Below are 4162 nucleotides of genomic sequence, written 5' to 3' on the forward strand. Positions count from 1 at the left end.
GTTGCAACTTCATGCAACAACGGCTTCCACAGGTGTGTCTGGTTACGATCAATCAGCGTAATTTCTGCTTTGCCTTTACGACCGAGCTTGTTACCCATGCGGGTCACTAATTCAAGACCACCAGCACCGCCGCCAACAACAATAATTCTTTTCAAGGCGTAGCCCCCGTTACAACTTTTTGGTCAGAATGATAAAAACTTACACCAAACACACAAAGGCCACCGTTCAAACATACGTTATCTGATCAGACAGATAAGGGCAAAAATAGAGCGTAAAGCCTCTGTTATTCTTGCAGTTTGAACCCCTTAATGCGCTGAAGGTGAGAGGAAATATTTTTAAACTTATGGGATTGCGTGTCATCCCAGACGATATTATAAAATTCTGTCAGCTCTTCCTGAGTAGCCTGATTATCCAATACTTCATCCTGAGTGGAAAGGATCACCAAACAATTTCCTGTATTTTTTTTACGGAAATTTTCTACACATTTGGTTCCAATATCGAAATATTCTTCCGGCCGATCGATTTTATCCGCCATGTTATTTTCAGGATGCAGGTTAGGATTCAACATAACTTGGCGGATACCGCAAAGAAAACCAATCCGTTCTGCCCAGTATCCGCCCAGCCCAACACCGCAAATCAGTGGGGCTTTATCCTCACTTTGCTGGATAGCTTTGTGCACTTCTTTTAACAAATGCTGCATATCGTGGCGCGGGTGTAAGGTGCTGTAACTGATAAACCGCACATCAGGATCAATAAATTGCAATTGCAAAATTTTCTCATGGTTACCCGGGCTGGTGGAGTCAAAACCGTGTAAGTAGATGATCATGGTCTATTCCTTAAGCAGGATGAACAGGAAAAGCAGGCTCGCGTAGTGCTCTTTCATGCACGACACTACGCGAGCCGCTATGGGGGAATCCATTCTATTTTGCCAGTTGTTTTTCTTTATGAGCTTGCCAGCGCACTGCCAACTCCTGCAACTGATGATGACAGTTGACCCAGCGAGCCGACGCTTCTAATTCGCTCTGTGCCGGTGCTGGTTTGTGCAGTAAGCGTGCGATACGCTCAGAATGCGTCTGCGGCAGACGATCAAGCACTTCAACTGCACCCTGTCGGTTATTGCAGACCAGCAGCATATCGCATCCGGCATTGAGTGAAGCTTCAGCACGCTCGGCATAACTGCCCATAATCGCTGCGCCTTCCATGGAGAGATCGTCAGAGAAAATCACTCCATCAAATTTCACCTGTTTACGCAGAACCTCTTTGAGCCAAAACTCAGATCCACTGGCCGGACGAGGGTCACAATCGGTATAAATCACATGCGCTGGCATGACCGCATCTAAGCGCCCTTCCTGATTAAGCTGGCGGAATAACGCCATATCATGGTTCATGATCTCAGCTTTACTGCGGTTATCCCGCGGAGTCTCTTTGTGCGAATCGGCCAGTACTGCACCGTGCCCCGGAAAGTGCTTACCGGTAACACTCATGCCTGCACTGTGCATGCCATCAATGTAGCTGCGGGCTAAATCTAGCGCTTTTTTCGGATCATCATGAAATGCGCGATCGCCGATTGCCGCACACTGGTGTCCTAAATCCAGCACAGGTGCAAAACTCAGGTCAATGTCCATCGCCAGTAGCTCGGCGGCCATCATCCAGCCACTGTCAAAAGCCAGTGAGAGTGCCTGTGGCCATTCATTGAGTGCTGCAAAAGCTTGCGGGGCAGGTAAACGGGTAAAACCGTCACGGAACCGCTGAACGCGACCGCCCTCTTGATCGACTGCCAGTAATAACGGGCGTTGCACCGTCTGGCGAATATCTTTTACCAGCGCCTGCATCTGCGCCCGATCGTGATAATTGCGGGCAAAAAAGATCACGCCCCCCACCAGCGGATGGCGCAAAATCTCACGTTCTTCCGCATCAAGCTCATAACCGAGCACATCAAGCATGACTGGGCCCACGGTGTTTCTCCTTTTCAATTGCCGATATCCAACGCTTATGCGTCAGGGGCGAAGATGGCGTATCGTAACATCCGTATTCAGCAGATGCTGTTGGCAATATCGCAGAATACGGGGTTATGTATTTGGTTTTAGCGCGGTTAACGCGTGTTGGTACTGGTCAGCCCACTGTGCATATTGCGGTTCTCTGGTTTGTTGGAAACGCACTTCAAACCACAGCAGAGTCAAAAAATGACACCATGGCCGCCAGCGCTCTATATCCCTAAACAGTAAGGTTTTTGTCTTTTGATCCGGCAAATAGTATTGCAAGAAGTGCTGTAACTGTTGCGCACTGAATTGGTTTGCATCACACAATAAGAGTATTTCGCAGGCAAGCGCATTGATAGCGGCATATTCCCAGTCAATTAATGCTAACCCTGTCGGGGTTAATACCATATTGGCCGGATGCAAATCATGATGTGCCAATACCGGCATCTGTAAACGGGGCGTATTTTGCACTGAAAATGTGTGATAAGCCTGCTGCAAAAGCGGTGTTTTACGTTGTGGTGATATATTCTGCCAGTACAGCGCTAAGCGCTGCTTAATATTAAAAGTAGGTACTGTTATTTCAGAGCATTTTGAATACGGTAAGTTACCCGAAACCTCTGGCTGGGGTACGCAGTGGCATAAAGATTGATGTACCGACTGAAGGCAAACCGCCAACGCCTGCAAGCCCTGCTGGTGCTGCAAATAATCAGAAGGGCATATATCGCCAGCTACCCAGCTTAAAATACTCCACTGCGGGCTATGATAAAATAGTGCGGGTGCTCGGTGTGCAGTATCAGGATTGGCGGCCAGTAGCGTTAAGATTTGCGACTCCTGACTACGGCAAATACCCAGTTGCCGCGCGGGGTTGCCCCCCTTGCGAGCTACCAATATCAGGTTATTTTCAAGCCGGATCTGAAAACTGCCGCCCGATAATCCGGCCAGTGGCACAACGGATATCACCTTCAGGTTATGCCAGCAAGGTAACGCTAGAATTTGTGCTATCGGGTCATCAGTATTCAGCATGCTTGCCTATTCGAAGCGTGGTTATTTTTTTGTCCGCACATACAGCCGGAAATATTCCACATTGGGTTCTGCTGCCACCGCATAGATGGTGTGTATGCCACTAGCGGGTACTGTCAGGGTGTGCCAAGGTGCGGTATCACGGTCAATCTCTAGCCCTTGTGCGTTGTACCAGTAAAAACGGTATTCAAGTAACTGAGCCTGTTGGTGCTGATTTTTTATCTCTACCTGCACATGTAACCGCTGTGCTTTTTTCCCCGAACGAATGCGTTCAATGCCTACGGCACGGCTAGAATCAGCATCAGCCACCACAACCTGCTGTTGCTGATCTATTTTAAAACCGCGGGTAGCGGGTGCACAACCGGCCAATGTCGTACCGGCCAGCGCCACCAGCCAGAAAGCGACCCACAAGCTGCGCATCAGCGTGCATTCACCGCAGTACTCAGTAACGGCCCGAGTGCCCGGCCACCTACAAGGTGCATATGAATGTGGAACACTTCTTGTCCAGCATGGCGGTTACAGTTCATGATCAGACGATAGCCGTCATCAGCAATACCTTCTGCGGCAGCAATTTTAGCGGCAGCAGTGATCATGCGGCCCAGTGCTTTTTCATCATCAACCGTAACATCATTGGTTGTGGCGATTAGGTGGTTTGGCACAATGAGGATATGTGTCGGGGCTTGCGGGCTGATATCACGAAATGCGGTAACCAGTTCATCTTGGTACACCACATCTGCCGGAATTTCACGGCGGATAATTTTACTGAAAATAGTCTCTTCGGCCATGTTTTATGCTCCTTCATGCAGTTCAAAACTCAATGTCTTAGCTTGCTGATTCTATAGTACTGCAACTTCAACAGTTTTTGAAAATATGTGTGATATATAAACGAGATAACACCGCAGATAAACAAGAAAATACCGCGATGAAAGCATCCGTGTGGTCACAAAAATGCACATCTCCTGCAACACCACAATGATTTCGTTATCTGTCTCGAAAAAGAGCTCACGCATTGCCGATATGATTCAACACCTAATTTAGTCAGCCGATAGGCCTTCTATAAACATTGGATGTTGCCCTTTTCCCTTTGCGGTGTTGAATTTTATGGATAAAAAAAATAACGCTTCTGTTGTACGCCATATGACAATCAGTTTTGCTGTTGTGGT

General features: G+C 48.0%; 5 protein-coding genes and 1 pseudogene. All 6 read right to left on the bottom strand.

Translation table 11 applies throughout. The annotated features are described in order from the left end of the window. Positions 1-155: pseudogene (locus ACRC27_RS10350) on the bottom strand (FAD-dependent oxidoreductase); the annotation flags it as partial. 128 nt (positions 156-283) lie between these two features. Next, the gene (gene ycfP / locus ACRC27_RS10355; RefSeq protein WP_438623137.1) at positions 284-826 is read right to left on the bottom strand and encodes an alpha/beta hydrolase YcfP; all 543 of its coding nucleotides are present in this window, start codon (positions 824-826) and stop codon (positions 284-286) included. A gap of 94 nt (positions 827-920) precedes the next feature. Continuing rightward, the gene (gene nagZ, locus ACRC27_RS10360) at positions 921-1955 is read right to left on the bottom strand and encodes a beta-N-acetylhexosaminidase (protein ID WP_438629642.1); all 1035 of its coding nucleotides are present in this window, start codon (positions 1953-1955) and stop codon (positions 921-923) included. Positions 1956-2069: 114 nt separating this feature from the next. After that, the gene (locus tag ACRC27_RS10365) at positions 2070-3002 is read right to left on the bottom strand and encodes a phosphotransferase (protein ID WP_438639822.1); all 933 of its coding nucleotides are present in this window, start codon (positions 3000-3002) and stop codon (positions 2070-2072) included. Positions 3003-3023: 21 nt separating this feature from the next. After that, on the bottom strand, positions 3024-3419 hold the full coding sequence (locus ACRC27_RS10370; RefSeq protein ID WP_438629645.1) for a YcfL family protein: 396 nt from the start codon (positions 3417-3419) through the stop codon (positions 3024-3026). Next, positions 3419-3784, bottom strand: coding sequence for a purine nucleoside phosphoramidase (hinT, locus tag ACRC27_RS10375; RefSeq protein ID WP_438623133.1), 366 nt, complete (start codon positions 3782-3784; stop codon positions 3419-3421). The genes ACRC27_RS10370 and hinT overlap by 1 nt, the downstream gene beginning before the upstream one ends. Between the last annotated feature and the right edge of the window lie 378 nt (positions 3785-4162).

It is taken from the genome of Plesiomonas sp. (genome assembly GCF_051650925.1).
Taxonomy (GTDB): Bacteria; Pseudomonadota; Gammaproteobacteria; order Enterobacterales; family CAMTGL01; genus Plesiomonas.

What these genes read in the sequence shown, in the direction of transcription:
- ycfP (WP_438623137.1), bottom strand. Translation starts at nt 826, where the DNA reads ATGATCATCTACTTACACGGTTTTGACTCCACCAGCCCGGGTAACCAT.
- ACRC27_RS10365 (WP_438639822.1), bottom strand. Translation starts at nt 3,002, where the DNA reads ATGCTGAATACTGATGACCCGATAGCACAAATTCTAGCGTTACCTTGC.
- ACRC27_RS10370 (WP_438629645.1), bottom strand. Translation starts at nt 3,419, where the DNA reads ATGCGCAGCTTGTGGGTCGCTTTCTGGCTGGTGGCGCTGGCCGGTACG.
- hinT (WP_438623133.1), bottom strand. Translation starts at nt 3,784, where the DNA reads ATGGCCGAAGAGACTATTTTCAGTAAAATTATCCGCCGTGAAATTCCG.